Annotated in this window: 12 protein-coding genes and 1 tRNA gene; 7 read left to right on the forward strand and 6 right to left on the reverse strand. The window is 56.7% G+C overall.

The window, feature by feature from the left end:
• Positions 1-7: 7 nt before the first annotated feature.
• The gene (locus tag AC5S27_RS01855) at positions 8-778 is read right to left on the reverse strand and encodes a ThuA domain-containing protein (protein WP_493932882.1); all 771 of its coding nucleotides are present in this window, start codon (positions 776-778) and stop codon (positions 8-10) included.
• Positions 775-1,560, reverse strand: a complete 786-nt coding sequence (locus AC5S27_RS01860; protein ID WP_493932883.1) for a ThuA domain-containing protein — start codon at positions 1,558-1,560, stop codon at positions 775-777. Before AC5S27_RS01860 ends, AC5S27_RS01855 begins: the two co-directional genes overlap by 4 nt.
• A gap of 117 nt (positions 1,561-1,677) precedes the next feature.
• Between AC5S27_RS01860 and AC5S27_RS01865 the strand changes: the two genes are divergently transcribed.
• Entirely contained in the window at positions 1,678-2,748 is a 1,071-nt protein-coding gene (locus AC5S27_RS01865) for a YncE family protein (protein WP_493932884.1), read from the forward strand.
• A gap of 458 nt (positions 2,749-3,206) precedes the next feature.
• On the opposite strand, the gene AC5S27_RS01870 is transcribed toward AC5S27_RS01865, so the two are convergent.
• Positions 3,207-3,455 (reverse strand): hypothetical protein, encoded by a 249-nt coding sequence (locus tag AC5S27_RS01870; RefSeq protein WP_493932885.1) that lies wholly within the window; start codon positions 3,453-3,455, stop codon positions 3,207-3,209.
• A 109-nt stretch (positions 3,456-3,564) separates the two neighbouring features.
• Positions 3,565-3,657, reverse strand: a tRNA-Ser gene (locus tag AC5S27_RS01875).
• Positions 3,658-3,733: 76 nt separating this feature from the next.
• Between AC5S27_RS01875 and AC5S27_RS01880 the strand changes: the two genes are divergently transcribed.
• On the forward strand, positions 3,734-5,155 hold the full coding sequence (locus AC5S27_RS01880; protein WP_493932886.1) for an APC family permease: 1,422 nt from the start codon (positions 3,734-3,736) through the stop codon (positions 5,153-5,155).
• 907 nt (positions 5,156-6,062) lie between these two features.
• On the opposite strand, the gene AC5S27_RS01885 is transcribed toward AC5S27_RS01880, so the two are convergent.
• Positions 6,063-8,285, reverse strand: coding sequence for a hypothetical protein (locus AC5S27_RS01885; protein WP_493932887.1), 2,223 nt, complete (start codon positions 8,283-8,285; stop codon positions 6,063-6,065).
• Between the two features lie 241 nt (positions 8,286-8,526).
• Here AC5S27_RS01885 and AC5S27_RS01890 point away from each other — a divergent pair, with 241 nt between their 5' ends.
• The 4 genes from AC5S27_RS01890 (at position 8,527) to AC5S27_RS01905 (ending at position 13,410) form a co-directional block, all read left to right on the forward strand.
• A complete protein-coding gene (locus AC5S27_RS01890; RefSeq protein ID WP_493932888.1) occupies positions 8,527-9,726 on the forward strand; it encodes a pyridoxal phosphate-dependent aminotransferase in 1,200 nt (399 codons plus the stop codon).
• A 232-nt stretch (positions 9,727-9,958) separates the two neighbouring features.
• Positions 9,959-11,665 carry an ankyrin repeat domain-containing protein gene (locus AC5S27_RS01895; RefSeq protein WP_493932889.1) on the forward strand — a complete coding sequence of 569 codons (1,707 nt, stop codon included), beginning with the start codon at positions 9,959-9,961 and terminating at the stop codon, positions 11,663-11,665.
• A gap of 207 nt (positions 11,666-11,872) precedes the next feature.
• A complete protein-coding gene (locus AC5S27_RS01900; RefSeq protein ID WP_493932890.1) occupies positions 11,873-12,982 on the forward strand; it encodes a mannose-1-phosphate guanylyltransferase in 1,110 nt (369 codons plus the stop codon).
• An 11-nt stretch (positions 12,983-12,993) separates the two neighbouring features.
• Complete coding sequence (locus AC5S27_RS01905; RefSeq protein ID WP_493932891.1) at positions 12,994-13,410, forward strand: YidH family protein; 417 nt, start codon at positions 12,994-12,996, stop codon at positions 13,408-13,410.
• Between the two features lie 12 nt (positions 13,411-13,422).
• Here the strand turns inward: AC5S27_RS01905 and AC5S27_RS01910 are convergent, their stop codons facing one another.
• Entirely contained in the window at positions 13,423-14,145 is a 723-nt protein-coding gene (locus tag AC5S27_RS01910; RefSeq protein WP_493932892.1) for an aspartate/glutamate racemase family protein, read from the reverse strand.
• 84 nt (positions 14,146-14,229) lie between these two features.
• Here AC5S27_RS01910 and AC5S27_RS01915 point away from each other — a divergent pair, with 84 nt between their 5' ends.
• On the forward strand, positions 14,230-15,666 hold the full coding sequence (locus AC5S27_RS01915) for a phosphoglucomutase/phosphomannomutase family protein (protein WP_493932893.1): 1,437 nt from the start codon (positions 14,230-14,232) through the stop codon (positions 15,664-15,666).
• Positions 15,667-15,712 lie beyond the last annotated feature (46 nt).

Below are 15,712 nucleotides of genomic sequence, written 5' to 3' on the forward strand. Positions count from 1 at the left end.
TAGCGAGTCAGTGTGACGGCTTCGCCCTTAGCAGCCACAGCAGGGCATCTTCGAAGAAGCGATTCTGCTCATCGGACGTGAAGATTTTATCGCCGTGGCCCATGTTGCTATAGAGCATGCGGTAGCGGGTGTTAGTCCAGACGGCGGGCAGGTCGCCGCCGCGAATAATGTCTTTGAAGCCTATCGGATAGTTGGATGGATCGAGGGTAAGGAGAACACGTACGTCTTTGCTGTCGCGGGGACTGGGTTTCCAGATGTACCACTCGTTGGCGGGCGAGGTGTAGTGAGTGGGGAGTCGGCGAGTGGCCGGCTGTGCCGGATCGTCAACGTTGAGTTGGGCCGGAAGAGGAGGCCAGTTGTTGCCGTAGAAAACGGCGCCGCCGAGGAAGTCGACGAACCAGGGCCAATGGGTGTCAACGTCGTTGTAGGCTGCGGCGTGAAAGCCAAACCAGCCTCCACCGTGCCGCATATAGTTCTCAAAGGCGCGCCGCTGAGCTTCGGTGTGCGGAGCGTCGTCAAGCCAGAGGATGAGATCGACGTGAGCGAGGCGTTTATCGTTGAGGTCGTCCCAGTCAGTTGTAGATTCGAAGATATAGCCATCGCGCTCTGCGGCTTTCGCGTAGAACTTGAGGGCGTCTTCAGCGAACAGGACATGGTCGCGTTCCACCGACGTAGAGTAAAAGGCGAGTACATGCTTGGTTTTCTGTGCGGGCAGTGTGAGAGCTGCGCTCAAAGTGATCGCGAGAGTCAGGGCACGTGCTAGGCAAAGACGGCTCATCGTTTGGCTGCCCAGAGGATGGAGTTGTGGAAGAGGGCAGTGAAGGCGGAGTTCTCGAATAGCTCAGGGTGGTGGCCCATGAAGACGTATACGTTGCGGGCTTTCACATGCTCGTTGGTCCATACGACAGGGTGGTCGCCCATCTTGATTTTGCTGTCGGGCTTGTAGGTATCTTCATCGACACTGGCGAGCACATGAACATTGGGCCGCGGAGATTTGTCCCACGTGTACCACTCTTCGTTTTCAATGGGGTAAGTGGACGGAACGCCACGGAGGACGGGGTGCTGGGGAGCTTCGTTGCGGACAGTGCCGGTGGCGAAAGTCGCAATGTACTGCGTCCAGCGGATACCCCCCATGAAGCGCGAGAACCAGGGCCAGATGGGGTAGCCGTCAAATTCCCCCAGGAGTGTAGCGTGATGGAAGCCTACCCACCCGATGGTGCCCGATTCAATGGCATGTTCGAAGGCGGAAGCAGCCTGCGGCTTCCAGGCATAGGGTGGGTAGTTGAGCTGGAGAAAGAGCTGGTAATGGGCAAGATAGGCTTCGTCGATCTTGTCGGTGTTTTCGATGTAGTCGATGGTGAAGTTGTCGCGAGTCGCTTCTTCGGCGAGCCAGACCTTGGCGGCGTCGACGAAAGGCTTGTGGATGCCGCCGGCTTCGGCGATGGCGAGAATATGGAAAGTGGGCGTTGTATTTTGCGCAGTGAGTGCCGGCAAGCTGACAAGTCCGAAGAGGACCAGGGCCGCCAGGGAGCGGATTCGGGAATTGAGGCTAGCCGGCACAAAGACTCCAAAATTTGAAAAGAAGTGGTGAGGGGAGAACGATATACCGGGGACGTCCTCAGTTAGACGCGATACTTAGTAAACAATATATAGGAAAGTCCGGGAGGATTGATGGGAATGACGAAGCGTCGCAAGGAAGGGCAGAAATGGATGGCTCTGGCGGGTGGCCTGATGGCTATAGGTTTGGTGGCTATGGGTTCTGTAGCGTCGGGTCAAGACGGCGCCCCGGCTCGAGTGGGGCTGCTGAATCCCGCAGCGGTCGTGTACGCGAGCGGCAAGATATTCACGGTGGATACGGACGGCGACGCCGTGGTGATAAGCGACGACCGAAGCGGGTCTGTGAACAGGGTGACGGTAGGCAGGGAACCGGTTGCAATGGCCGCTGATGATCGTCGCGGGCTGGTATGGGTGGCGAATGCGGGCGACGGGACGCTGACCGCGATTGAGGCAAAGAGCGAGGCTGTCGTGACGGTCCTGGAAGTGGGTAGGAATCCGTATTCGGTAGCCGTCGATGCGAAGGCGGGGAAGGTGTTTGTTGCGCATACATTCAATGACTCCCTGACGATTGTGGATGAACAGAGCAGGGCCCGGCAGGAGGTGAAGGGGCTGGGAGCAGATCTGCTGGCAGTCAATGAGAAGGCAGGGCGCGTGTATCTGCTGGGCTACGAGGGCGGAGACCTCAAGGTGCTGGATGTGGAGGGGCGGCAGTTGGCGCATGTGTCACCCGGGATGCATGCCTGGGGGATTGCGATCGATGGCAAGACGGGAATGGTCTTTGTGGCGCGGACAGGAAGCGCCGAAATAGCAGAGTTCGATGTGGATGGCGTTCTCGTGCGACGGATACCTGTGGGGCTGATTCCAAGCGCGCTGACTGTGAATCCTGAAACAGGACGATTGTATGTGGCGAACTATGGCGACGATACGATAACCGTGATCGATGAGAGGCAGGCGTCCGTAATTGCGACGATTGCCGTTGGACGAAGACCGGAGGGCATTGCGGTGGATGTGCGGCACGACAGGGTTGCGGTTGCGAACACAGGGAGCGGTACGGTGACGATCGTGGATGGGAAGACGCTAAACGTAATTGAGACGCAGGATGCAGGGAAGTATCCGCATTCGGTGGTCTTCGATGAAGGATCGGGGAAGGCGCACGTATCAAATGTACCCGGGGCCGGAAGAGCACAATAGATTGAAATCCCATCTCCATCAAGCTATCGAACTACTCAGGATTCCCTTGACGGCGATCATTCGTATTGATTTAACTGCGGCTGCAGTAATCCTGTCTCCCTTGCGGTGGCACTTCAACGCAATCAGCACTGCGACACACGCGACAGCGGTTTCGCCCTAAGCTACACGGTTGCGAACAGTCCGGGGTGCATTGCCCTTGTCTGCCAAGTACCTTGAGAACGCCTTCAGGTTCCCTTCATTGATGTCTTCGAGATCCGCCTTCTTGCAACTCTCTTGGAAGAGGGTGAGGCTCTTTGCCTACGCACGGAAGGTCTTAACCGACCGATGGGTTTTGATCTCCAAGATGTAGGCTGCCGCGAAGTCTTGGACAGAGCGTCCAGGCGCCTTAGATTCAACCTTCAATTCTTCCGTCTGAATCGGTGCGGGGTCTGCCTTGACCATGCCAGCGGAAAGGCCGTTTAGCTCCGCAGTTGTGCGTGCCAGAGCCGTCGTGCAACATCAGGGTCAATCCCTACGTTTACCCACGGGCGCTTTCCGCCCTCGCGGTAACGAAGATGGTAGGAACCTTCGGGAAAACGCCGCGGTACACCATCGACAATGCCCCATAGCGGCTTGATCTTGTGGTTGGGTGATTTGACGGGCGGAACGTAGATCCATTTGCCGGTGGCCGAACGGACCCGAAGGTAGAGTGATAGTGGTTTGCGCATGTATTCCCCTGAGGGGTAATACCGAACAAACGCCTCCGACATCGCTTATTATTTCGCTTCGGGTAGCAAGCTATCAAACCTTACTCTAAACCATTGAATCTAAAAGGAATGGCGGAGAGAGGGGGATTCGAACCCCCGATAGAGCTTTTGACCCTATAACGGTTTAGCAAACCGCCGCCTTCAGCCACTCGGCCATCTCTCCTGCTTTACCGGATTATACCCGAAGCCGCATTCAATCCGTAGGCAGCCCCCCTTAAACTGGAGATCGTCTTAGGAAAATGAGGGTAATTTTTCCCTTGGGGCAGCCGCCAATCGTTGCTAATCTCACATTCATGCGCTTTGCTGGACGATTCGGACAATCCGGCCCCAAAACCTCCCGGCGCAAGCTCCGCATGATTCCGCTCATCGCAGCGACCTACTTTATGGTTTCCGGAGGTCCGTATGCCATCGAGGATATCCTCGGCGGGGCCGGCTATCGCACAGCCATCCTCATCCTGCTGGCGTTGCCCTTCCTATGGAGCCTTCCCACTACCCTGATGATCGGGGAACTGGCAAGCTCCATCCCGGCAGAGGGAGGGTTCTATGTCTGGGTCAGGCGGGCGCTTGGGCCTTTCTGGGGATACCAGGAGGGCTGGCTTTCACTCTCAGCCTCGGTCTTTGACATGGCCATCTACCCGGCCTTCTTCGTGACGTATCTAGGCAAGTTCAACCCGGCGCTTACGGATGGCTGGCATGGCTACGCCTGGTCGCTGGCAGTCGTGGTCATCTGCAGTGCGTGGAACCTGCGTGGGGCGCCGTCGGTTGGGGATGGGTCGGTGGGGCTCTTCCTGCTGCTGCTGGCGCCCTTTGCGGTGTTTGTGGTGCTTGGGCTGGTGCATGGGTTTGCTGCGCATCCGGCGGTGCAGTGGAGCCATGCTGCTTCGGAGAGCACGCTGTCTACTGCGATCCTGGTGGCTATGTGGAACTACATGGGTTGGGACAATGCCTCTACCGTCGCCAAGGAGGTGGAGAACCCGCAGCGGAACTACCCGCGGGCTATGGTTGGGTCGGCTCTGCTGGTGGCTGTTACCTATCTGCTGCCGCTGGTGGCGATGGCCTTTGCTGGGTTGTCGTCGGAGGGGTTCTCTACTGGTTCGTGGGTGGATGCGGCGCGGGCGGTTGGTGGACCGCTGCTGGGGACGGCTGTGGTGGCTGGTGGAACGATCAGCGGGTTTGGGATGTTCAATGCGCTGGTGATGAGTTATACGCGGTTGCCGGTGGCGATGGCTGAGGATGGCATGTTGCCGCGTGTGATCACCCGGCGCAACGGTCATGGAGTGCCTTATGTCTCTGTGCTGCTGTGTGCCATCGCTTGGGGATTGGCGCTGAAGCTGCCGTTTGAGCGGCTGATCTCGATCGATCTGGTGCTGTATGGCGCGAGCCTGCTGCTGGAGTTTGTGGCGCTGGTCATCCTGCGCATCAAGGAGCCTGATCTGGAGCGGCCGTTCAAGGCTGGGAATCTGGCTGCTGCCTGCGCGCTTGGCGTTGGGCCAGCGGCGCTGATCGGCTATGCGCTCTATGCTTCGCGGGATGAGCAGATCGTTCCTGGGTTTTCGGCGCTGCTGTTTGCTTTGCTGGTCTCGCTGGTTGGTCCGGTTCTCTACTGGATCACGCAGTGGACGCAGAGCCGTCGCCGCCTTGCTCCTACTGCCGCAGACTGATCGCCCGACTTTTCGGCCCGAAATTCAGTAAAAATATCTTGTAGGGGGGGGAGGGGGGGGTATTTTTTACTTTTTACCGACTAAGACGTTTTGAATGAATTATTTAGAGATATGTTGCCGTGCGCATTTGCGCGCTTTTGTGCACTTTTTGTGCATGCTTTCGAAGCCAGGCACTGAATAACAAATTGATTGCCGGGAGGGCTTTCGCGGGCTGGGATTTATCCCCGGTTCTATTGTGCGCTTTTCGGGATTAATTCAATGCAAACTGGGGAAAAGTTTTTTAGCCGCTCTGGATGCGGGTTTGAGGCTCTTTGAATAGGGTCCCGCTCTTGACTTCTGGCGGCTGGTCCGTCTTCGCTCCGCGCGTACGGGCCGGTTTTTTTTGTGCTCTTTCGATTCGCCGGAAGAGGGGCGCGGCGTGATTCGCGGATGCTGGAAGGAACCTGCATCTAATTGGGAAGGATGACAACTGACGGCAAGACATACCCGGCGCCTTGGCAAGGCCAGATCCTACTGGCATGCCGCAAATGCCAGAAGAAGCTCAAGGGCCACGACGAACTGCGGGCATTGGCGAATCTCAGGAAGACTTTCAAGCGATATAACAAATTGAAGAAACAGCATCCCGAGAAGCAGCTGCACGTCATCAACGTGCCCTGTCTCGATCTTTGCCCGAAGGATGGGGTCACAGTGTGCAATCTTGCCAGGAGTCCAGCTCGCTTGTCGATTCTTCGCGGCGAAGAGGGTATTGAACGGCTCTTGGACGGAGACTGGTTGGACAGGTCGTGACTGTAGATTCCAGGTAGGCGCTGGACAAATAGTTGGGGACTTTGTGGGTGCTCCACATCTCAAAGGCGAGATGTGAAGCACCCTTAGCGTGTAGATTCACACCTAGGCCACCCGCCATTCGCTATTTCGTTATACCTAGCCGTGTTGCTTGCATCCACAAGAAGTCCTTGGATTGCGTCATCTGATTCATAATCGCTGTGGCTCTACCTGTCAGGCTCCTATTCGGAACATAAACATCTTCTGTAGAACCCCTAAATTGGCTGCAAAATCCTTCACGAACCAAGAGGGCTATTACCTTTTCGCAAATTTTTTTAGTTGCGGCATCGCCGTACCCCTTGAACATGCTGCTGTACTTTCGCCCGCTGCCTGGCTGGAGAAACAGCTTCCGTAATGTGGAAAGAAGAAAGGTTTGACTAACAGTAAGCCCCGCCTCCCTTATGGCTGTGAGAGTGTTGACACTTTGAAATTCGTCGAATAGGCAGTTCGTCACCCAAGATGGTGCATGCTCGTTTGATGTTACGCCTGCAACGGACATGATCGCGGAATTAGCGATCTGAATATCTCTGGGCTCGGCATCTGTTAAGTCTATTGAATCAAATGAGCAATCGTCAAAGTGTATTCCACTAACTGGAGATGAAGCAAATGATAGGTGGGAAAATTTTCCACCGCTGAAGTGAATTCCACCGAATTCAATTATTGCTCCTTCGCACATGAATAGCGCCGAAATCATGTCCGAAATGAGTACTCGATTTGTTGCTTCTTTATGGCGCTTTACAATTGCGACCAGCCCAGAAAGTTGGTTGAAGCTTCGTACTTTTGCTGCCAAGTAGAAAGATCCGAACTCGCCCACAGGATGTTTCCATGCTTCTTGTAGTACTTCCGAGTTAGATTCGGAATAGATTTGTAAAACATCTTCGGCTTTGAGACCATCTAGAATATATTCGTCTACGAATTTTCTATCCAAACTTTCAGCGCCGATTCGGCTGAGTCCAGGTAGGCGCTGAAGAATAATTGCGGATTCGTCCGTGGGTGGTCGACCGGTAGTGCTTTCAAATGCCTCATTAATCTGTTTTATTGAAATGGGGCCTAGTTTATTTTGGGTTAGCCGGGACAGTCTTCCGATCTTTGAATATAGCGCACGGATAATGGAGGCATCGAGGATCGGATTTATTTTTGCCTCACGGTCGCAAAATGTGCCAAGCAATAACTCCCAGAAATCAATCTGCCCTGTGCTCGTCCTGAAAATGTTAGTCACAGTGTTTTGGTCAATATCCCTAATAATCACTCCAATCAGGGGCTTCTTAGGGATCCAGGACGGAAGAGGCTCAGTAAGTCCGCCTATCAACTCGGAGAACTGGTCGTCACTCAATTCCTGATGGCACCTCAGGAAAAGGACGTCTTTCTTTCCAAGTCCAAGACACTGCAGCAGCTCAGCGTCGTTATTAAAGTAGTGCTCTCTTCCCGTTATTAGAACGCCGCCACTTGCATTCTCGATAAGATCCTTGATTCCCACAAGAGACTGTTTTCGGATATCAACTAACTTTGTTGGGTCATCGCTCCATGTCTGCGCACCAATCTCGTCGAAACCATCGAGGAGATAAATGCAAGCAGGCGAATAGGCAACTTTCAGTACATCTGGAACATAGTTTCCTAAGCCTATATCTGTGAAATGCCTAGTAATTAGTTCAGATGCTCTTTTGAGGCCCCAGTTGTCCCGGAGATTTATGGCGATGGGTTGCAAATAAGGTTCAAGAACATTTGAGACTAGTGCCGAGAATACTTCTTTAACGCATCTACTTTTTCCGGTTCCATAGTCTCCAATGAGCACTACTGTCTTTCCTTTGATCAACTCAGATGCAATTTTGTCAGTTGTATGCAGCTCTCCTGAATCGGAATAATAATCAACAGGCACATATTTGTTTTCGTCTGGCTCGCCTGAATATAAATCAATCGCAGATCCGAAGGGCCATCGGTTTCTTATTTCTACATAATTGTGTATGCCAAGCATTGAATTGAAAAACTGCCTAGCAGAATATACACTTACAAAGTTGGCGTTCCCCGCTGCTATTAGAGCTGGCGTTGGATCGTCTATGGTCACAAAATAGCATCGCGGAAAAATATTTTGTTGCATAAAATGAGGTCGGAGAATATTGAACTTTGCTATGTCAGTTCTGAGTTTTTCGATTGTTTTTTCTTTACTTACTTCAACTATTACGACGCTTCCATCTGAAAGGTGAATTACACAGTCGCACTTGACGCCTGCGATGTCTTCTGCTCTCGCAGTAGCGGAAAACTTCAACTCTGATGTTCGGCGGACTAGTCGCTCCAGATGCTGCCATTTCATTTTAGATTCTCCTAAGAGGTATGACGATGTTTTCGTAGCGTAATTCTAGCTTCAAAAAGGCAATTGCGTGAGAGATATTTGTTACACAATAATTTAGGATCCCGGCTTCCGAAACTTCTGCGTCAATCCGTCTTGGACTAGGGGCGGTGACGTAGAAAGTCTCTTAAGACTCGTCGAATTTGTTCTCCACTTTCGTCCGTAGGCTTCCTCCCTTGCCTGAAATCTGTAAACTGGTAGTGATATGGCTACTTCTGTTTTGAGTGAGCGCAAGGTATTTGCTGACCGGATTGGTCGGATTGAGGTTTCGGCGACCATGGCTGTGGCTGCTGAGGCTGCGAAGTTGCGGGCTTCGGGTGTGAACCTGATGGATTTTGGGGCGGGAGAGCCTCATTTTCCTACTCCGCAGCACATCAAGGACGCGGCGATTGCGGCGATTCAGGCCAATTTCACGCGCTATACCGTGGTGCCGGGTGTGCCGGAGCTGCGGAAGGCGATTGTGGAGCGGCATGCCTGCGACTTTGGTTCCGATTACGGGATTGATGAGGCGATTTTTACTTCGGGCGAGAAGCTGGCGCTGTTCAATGCGATCCAGGTGCTGATTGAGCATGGCGACGAGGTGATTTTGCCGGTGCCGTACTGGGTGAGCTTCAAGGACATCATTCAGTATGCCGGTGGTGTGGTGAAGTACCTAGAGACGGAGGAGTCGGAGAGCTTCCGCATTACGGCTGCCGCGGTGGAGGCGTTGATAACGCCGAAGACGAAGGCGATCATTCTGAATTCGCCGTCAAACCCGGCGGGCAATGTGATTTCGGGCGAGGACCTGGAGCGGATTGTGCGGGTGGCGCATGAGCGCGGGATCTACCTGATCCTGGACGAATGCTATGTGTACCTGAACTATGAGGGGACGCCGGTTTCGGGTGGTGCGTTTGGCTGGGCGAAGGAGCATTTGATCGTGCTGGGTTCGCTGTCGAAGACGTACGCGATGACGGGCTGGCGGGCGGGGTATGCGCTGGCACCGAAAAAGATTATTGCGAACCTGTCGAAGCTGCAGTCGCAGTCGACTTCGAATGCTACGAGTTTTGTACAGAAGGGCGCGATTGCTGCGCTGGCTGGTTCGCAGGAGTGCGTTACGGAGTTTCGCGCGGAGTTCAAGCTGCTGCGGGATTACATCATCAACGCGTTGAAGACGATTCCTGGGGTCACGTGCACGGTGCCGGGTGGGGCGTTCTATGTGTATCCGAACGTGTCGGCTTATATCGGCAAGGGTGGGATCAAGACTGCTACGGAGCTGGCTACGCGGATGCTGCACGAGGGGCACGTGGTGGCGGTGCCGGGTGAGGCGTTTGGAACGCCGCATCATATCCGGCTGTCGTACCCGGTGACTCGGGAGACGATTGATGAGGGTGTGAAGCGGATGCGGGAGTTTCTTACATCGCTTTAAAGCTAGTGTGAGTGTGGAGTGTGAGTGTGAGAGGCTGTACACACTCACACTTCACACTCACACTTTTCGTTGACGCCTCGGGGGACTGGCTACTACGCTGTTTGCAGCGCGAAGGGCGCATCCGGTCCGCGGGAAGGGCAGTGCCCACCTCTACACAACTTGATGAAGACTACGAATCTTCTTTCCAGCCTGCGAGATGCGGACCTCAGGCGAACTTTGAGAGGAGCTTCGTATGTCATTTCAGTCGAGGGAACTCGCGCGCGTTCCGAGCGTCGAGCAGTACAAGAAGCAGGCTAAAGATCTGGTGCGCTTTCGGCGCGAGGCTGGGGACAGCCGCCAGGAGCAATTGCAACTGGAACGGCTGTTCAAGCTGATCCAGCAATACCATCCACAATTCAGAAAAAAGGCGGAGGCGGAGATTCGCGCGGCTGCGTTTGCGCTGAGCGATGCGCAGCTGGTGATTGCGCGGGAGCATGGGTTTGCCAGCTGGCCGAAGTTTGTGCTGGCCGTTGAAGCGAAACGGGCTGGTGTAGCGACTGGAGTGGCGGCAGAAGAGGATCCGGTGGCGGCGTTTCTGCGTGCCGCAAGTGTGCCGCGTGGAGAGGACCACGATGGAAGCGGGGCCACGATCAACGCTGCAGAGGCGATTCGTAAGGCGCATCGTGGCGTGGAGACGGGGAGCATCTGGGCTGCGGCGGTGTTTGGGGATGCGGCTGCTGTGCGGGGCTTTCTGGCGAAGGATGCGGGACTCGCGGTCGAGCGGGGCGGCGTATATGCGTGGGATGCTCTGACGTATCTCTGTTTTTCGCGGTACTTGCGGGCGTGGCGGGGAGATGCGGTGTGTATGCGCGGCTTTGTGGAGGCGGCTCGTGCGCTGCTGGATGCTGGCGCGGATGTCGATACCGGGTGGTTTGACGGAATTGGAGAGATCACTCCGGCCTGGGAGAGTGCGATTTATGGAGCGGCGGCACTCGCGGACAATGCAGAGCTGACGCAGTTGCTGCTGGAGCGTGGGGCCGATCCGAATGATGAGGAAACGGCGTATCATGCGGCGGAGTCGTATGATCCGGCGGTGCTGAAGGTGCTGTTGGCGAGTGGCAAGCTGAATGAGTGGGCGATGACCACGCTGCTGCTGCGCAAGGGCGATGTGCATGATGCCGTGGGTATGCGGCTGGTGCTGGAGGCTGGGGCGAATCCGAACCAGGCGACGCAGTGGGGGCGGACTCCGGTGCAACATACGTTGCTGCGGGACAACTGGCTGGCGAATATTGCGATGCATCTGGACCACTGGCCTCAGGTTCAGACGGAGGATGGACCGAAGCCTGCGCCGGAGGTAGTGAATCATGACGAGTCGATGGCTTGGATTGCGGCGCGGCGGGGGCGGGGGGATGTGCTGCGGTTGCTGAAAGAACGCGGCTTTCCCATTGCGCTGGAAGGTGTTCGAGGGCTGGTGGCGGCTTGTGCGCTGGGGGATGAGGCGGAGGCTAGGAGTCTGGTTACGGCGCAGCCGGAATTGCTTGATGAACTGCGAAAGAAGGGCGGGAATCTGCCTTCTGAATTTGCCGGAAATGGCAATGTTGAGGGCTTGCGGCTGCTGCTGGATCTGGGGCTGGATGTGGCGATGACGACGCGGCGCGGCGATCCGTATTTTGACGTGGCCAAGGGCGGGACGGCGCTGCATTCGGCGGCGTGGCGCGGGCGGCATGATGCGGTGCGCTTCTTGATCGAGCGTGGTGCGGCGGTGAATGCCATCGACGGGCGCTGGCGTACGCCGCTGATGCGGGCAATTTCGTGCTGTGTTGACTCTTATTGGATGGATCGCCGGTCGCCGGAGTCGGTGGAGACGCTGCTGCGGGCCGGGGCTTCGGTGCGGGGAGTCAAGTATCCGTGCGGTTACGACGCTGTCGATGCGCTGCTGAGGGAGTACGGCGCGGCGTGATGAACAGGAGTATGCATTCAGACGAGTTGCGGAATGAGCTCGAGCATCCGGGTTCATTTCGCAGCAAGCCGTACTATAGTGCGGAACGATATCTTGCGGCAGTTATTTTTCTCTAAGTACAACGGGGTGCGATGTGACTTGTCAGGCTAGGCAATTCTGGGCTTGGTGGGGTAGGATAGCGTTTCCTGACTGTACAAGGATGGCTGAGTGAAGATCGATTTTTGCCCTGTAATTCTGGCTGGTGGAAGTGGTACGCGTTTCTGGCCGCGTTCTCGCCGCGCTCGCGCGAAGCAGGTGCTGGCGCTCGATGGCGACCGTTCGATGTTGCAGCAGACGGTGGAGCGGCTGCATCCCATTGCGGGTGCGGAGCAAGTCTGGGTGATTACGAACGAGCTGCTGGCGGCGGAGATTCAGGCGCAGCTGGAGGGTGTTCCGCAGAGCCAGATTGTGGAAGAGCCGGCGGCGCGCAACACGGCTCCGGCCTGCGGGCTGGCGGCGTTTCTGATCGAGAAGACCCATCCGGATGCGGTGATAGGCGTCTTTCCGTCGGACCATGTGATTGGCGATGAGCCGCGGTTTCTCAAGATCATTGAGCGCGGGATTGAACTGGCTGCTTCGGGCGACGTGATGGTGGTGTTGGGCATTGAGCCGACGCGTGCGGAGACGGGCTACGGCTATATCGAGACCGGCCACGAGGGTCCGATGGAGAGCCTGCATGTGCGGCGGTTCACGGAGAAGCCGAGCCGCAACCGCGCCGAGGAGTTCGTAGCGGCGGGCAATTATTACTGGAATTCGGGCATGTTCCTGTGGTCGGCGCGGACGCTGGCAAAGGCGGTGCGGGAGCATCTGCCGGAGACGGCGCCGCTGCTCGAAGAGATTGCGGCTGCGTTCGGAACGGACCGCTTCAATGCTGTGTTTGAAGAGCTCTATCCGCAGTGCGAAAACATCTCGGTGGACTATGCGATTCTGGAGCCGCGTTCGGCCAAGGGCGAGTATGGTTCGCGGCTCTATTGCCTTCCGGCGGAGTTTGGCTGGAACGATCTCGGCTCGTGGGAGTCGCTCTACGAGTACCAGGTCGACACCCGGCTGCGCGGTGACGAAGATGGCAATGTTGCTGAAGTCGCAGGCCTGCAGACGATCGACTCCGACAACAACTACGTCTACAGTCCGAAGAAGTTTGTGGCGCTGGTGGGAGTGGAGGATCTGGTGATTGTCGAGACAGAAGACGCGCTGCTGATCACGCACCGCAAGCATTCGCAGGACGTGGGCAGGATTGTGAAGGACCTGGCCGCTTCCGGCCGCACCGAGCTGATTTAGCTTTCGCAGAGGTGGGGGCTGGTCGCATGGCCGACGAGATCGGGTCTGATAAAGGCAGGGGCACCGACGATCCTCGCGTTTACTTCGCTGCCGAGCGCACGTTTCTCGCCTGGATTCGTACCGGCCTTGGGCTGATGGGCGTGGGCTTTGCTGTCTCGCGTTTCGGGCTGTTTCTGCGCGAGATGCGCAGTGCCGATCTTCACTCAACTATTCGTACCAACGGTCTCTCGGTTTACGGCGGCGTGGCGCTGGTGGCTCTCGGCGTGGTGGTGAACGTTACCGCGATCCTGCAGCATATCCGCACGACACACGAGCTGCACGAGGGACGGTGGGTCGCGGGGCGCGTCTCAACCAGCGCCGTGGTGCTCGCTCTGATTCTGGCGGCGGTTGGTGTCGGCATGGCCGGTTATCTGCTCTATCTGCGATAGAACTGCGACTGGCTATCGGTTGACAGCTCGCTTGAGCGCGGCGCGGGCCAGCAGCCGGGTTGAGTCCAGCGTGGGTAGGGGCGAATTGCTGTCGTTCATGAGCAGCGGTATCTCCGTGCAGCCGAGCACGACTGCGTCGCAGCCCTCATCTTTCAATCGGCTGATGATCTGCTGAAATGCAGCGACAGATGCGGGTGTAACAATGCCGTAGACCAGCTCATCCATGATGATGCGGTTGATGGTCTCGCATTCGTCTGGTGTGGGGCGGAGATATCCAAGGCCCTGGGCGGAGAGCTTGTCCGGGTAGATTTCGCTTTCGGTGAGCCAGCGCGTGCCGGTGATGGCGATCCTGCGGAAGCCGCGTTGGGCTGCCTCTTGTGCGACGACTTCCGCGATGTGCAGCCAGGGCAGCGGGGAGCGGTCCGCGATGTAGGGCAGCGCCTGGTGGACTGTGTTGTCGGGGCAGATGAGGAATTGCGCACCGATGGCGGCGAGCTTGTTGGCGGAGGACAGCATGATCTCGCCGACAGCGGCCCAGTCGCCGCGATAGATGGGCTCCATGTATTCAGCGAGCGAATGGCTGTGCAGCGAGATCTCGGGGTGCGTATGCGGACCGAGGAGTGGGGCGGCCTCGGCGCAGATGGTGCGGTAGCAGAGTGCGGCTCCTTCGGCGGAGCAGGCGACGATGCCGATGTGCTGCGGCTGGTTTTCCCGGGGAAGTTCAAAGCGGGGCATCTCGCGATTTTACAAAAAGGTACGGTCGTGAATGGCTGCACGATACACTGACAACAAGAAGTTGGCGGAGGGCACGTTCACGGCATGGCGCATCCAGTCATCAAATTTGGTACGGACGGCTGGCGGGGCATCATTGCCAGCGATTTCACCTTTGAGAATGTGCGCACTGCCGCTGCTGCTGTCGCCGCTTACATTCATGCCAAGGAGAATCCCTCCAAGGGCATCTGCATTGGCTATGACTCGCGCTTTCTGTCCGAGGCTTTTGCGAAGGCCTGCGCCGAGGTGGTTGCGGCGACGGGGATTCGCGTGCAACTGGCCAGGGAGATCACGCCGACTCCAGCGCTGTCGTTTGGTGTGCGGGCTCGCGGATCGGCTGGCGGCATCATGATCACTTCTTCGCACAATCCGGCGCAGTGGAATGGCGTGAAGTATAAGGCCTGGTACGGCGGGTCGGGCAGTCCTTCGATCATTGCCGAGATTGAGTCATACCTGGGGCAGCCGGTACCCAAGGCGGCCAAGCCGGCAGACATTGACCTGGTTGATTTCATCACGCCGTACATGGCGGCGATTGAGAACTTCGCCGATCTTGATCTGATTGGCAGGTCTGGTTTCAAGTTCGGGATTGACTCGATGTATGGAGCGGGGCGTGAACTGCTGGCTGGTGTCTTCACCGAGATTGGCGTGGACTTCGTGCAGATTCGCGGCAATGTCGATCCGCTGTTTCCGGGCATCAATCCCGAGCCGATTCTGCCGCATATCCAGGCGCTGGGCGATGCTGTCGTGGCCCACCACTGCGATGCCGGGCTGTGTACGGACGGTGATGCGGACCGCATTGGAGCGGTGGATGAGCATGGCAACTTTGTCGATCCGCATAAGATTTTCAGTGTCTTGTTGAGCTGGGTGCTCAAGTACAAGGGCTGGCCGGGTGATGTGACGCGCGCCTTCAACACGACGAAGATGCTGGACCGCATCTGCGCGAAGTATGGGCGGACGATTCACGAGCATGGCATCGGCTTCAAGTACGTGGTGGACTACATGCAGCAGCAGGAGATCGTGATGGGCGGCGAGGAGTCGGGCGGCATCGGCTTCCAGCGGCACTTGCCGGAGCGCGATGGTTTGCTCAATGCGCTGCTGCTGGCGAATGTGATGGCCGAGGAGAAGAAGACGCTGGGCCAGCTCGTTGCCGATCTGCAGGCGGAGTACGGCGAGCACCAGTATGGCCGCATCGATCTGCATATTGCTGACGAGATCAAGAATGACGCGATTGCGCGGGCGAAGTCGCTGAAGGCTGGCGATACGGCGTTTGCGGGCATGCCAATTTTGCGTGTGGAGACGCTGGATGGGGTGAAGTTCTATCTTGATAATCCAGAAGCGAAGTCGAAGCCCAATGCTGCGGAAACCTGGCTGCTGCTGCGCGCCAGCGGTACTGAGCCGCTGATGCGGATCTACTCGGAGTCGTGCTCTACGGAGTCGGTGGCTACGCTGCTTGAGGCTGCGCGGAAGTTTGCGCTGGGGGAGTAACGAGAACCTCGTTTGTCACGACAGGTCGATCACCATTCCCGTTCGT

The organism is Acidicapsa borealis (assembly GCF_059115245.1).

Bases quoted from the DNA above. Each gene is read 5' to 3' on its own strand.
- AC5S27_RS01885 (WP_493932887.1), bottom strand. From the start codon at position 8,285: ATGAAATGGCAGCATCTGGAGCGACTAGTCCGCCGAACATCAGAGTTG.
- AC5S27_RS01890 (WP_493932888.1), top strand. From the start codon at position 8,527: ATGGCTACTTCTGTTTTGAGTGAGCGCAAGGTATTTGCTGACCGGATT.
- AC5S27_RS01910 (WP_493932892.1), bottom strand. From the start codon at position 14,145: ATGCCCCGCTTTGAACTTCCCCGGGAAAACCAGCCGCAGCACATCGGC.
- AC5S27_RS01895 (WP_493932889.1), top strand. From the start codon at position 9,959: ATGTCATTTCAGTCGAGGGAACTCGCGCGCGTTCCGAGCGTCGAGCAG.
- AC5S27_RS01880 (WP_493932886.1), top strand. From the start codon at position 3,734: ATGAGGGTAATTTTTCCCTTGGGGCAGCCGCCAATCGTTGCTAATCTC.
- AC5S27_RS01865 (WP_493932884.1), top strand. From the start codon at position 1,678: ATGACGAAGCGTCGCAAGGAAGGGCAGAAATGGATGGCTCTGGCGGGT.
- AC5S27_RS01915 (WP_493932893.1), top strand. From the start codon at position 14,230: ATGGCGCATCCAGTCATCAAATTTGGTACGGACGGCTGGCGGGGCATC.
- AC5S27_RS01855 (WP_493932882.1), bottom strand. From the start codon at position 778: ATGAGCCGTCTTTGCCTAGCACGTGCCCTGACTCTCGCGATCACTTTG.
- AC5S27_RS01870 (WP_493932885.1), bottom strand. From the start codon at position 3,455: ATGCGCAAACCACTATCACTCTACCTTCGGGTCCGTTCGGCCACCGGC.